We start from the raw sequence: 294 nt of genomic DNA on the forward strand, positions 1-294 counted from the left end.
AATGAGGAAGGTCAATGAGCGCGAACTCCCTGGTCGTCCAAAGCTGCAGGTCCTGGGCCACACGGCTGAGCAAAATTGCAACGCTAGCGAAGAGTGAAAGCCCTTGTAGGTGATGGTCACGGCTTGCAACCGCATCAAGCGAGTTGAATGACGGCAATTCAAATCCCAGAAGATTTGCTGTCTTCAAAGGGTCGATAGGCAGGCTGGTGCCTCCACCGGCACCAGCTCCCCTAGGGCAGTTCTTGATGTCTTCCAGGAGGCAATGGAGCCGCTGGCGCTCGCGCCGCAGAGCGA

The 294-nt window shown here is 57.1% G+C and carries 1 protein-coding gene; it reads right to left on the reverse strand.

Features of this window, described 5'->3' with window-relative positions; translation table 11 throughout:
• Positions 1–294: lyase family protein (locus tag EN804_RS36400; protein WP_246693560.1), on the reverse strand; the 294-nt coding region annotated here is incomplete at both ends.

It is taken from the genome of Mesorhizobium sp. M8A.F.Ca.ET.161.01.1.1 (assembly GCF_004792105.1).
Classification (GTDB): domain Bacteria; phylum Pseudomonadota; class Alphaproteobacteria; order Rhizobiales; family Rhizobiaceae; genus Mesorhizobium.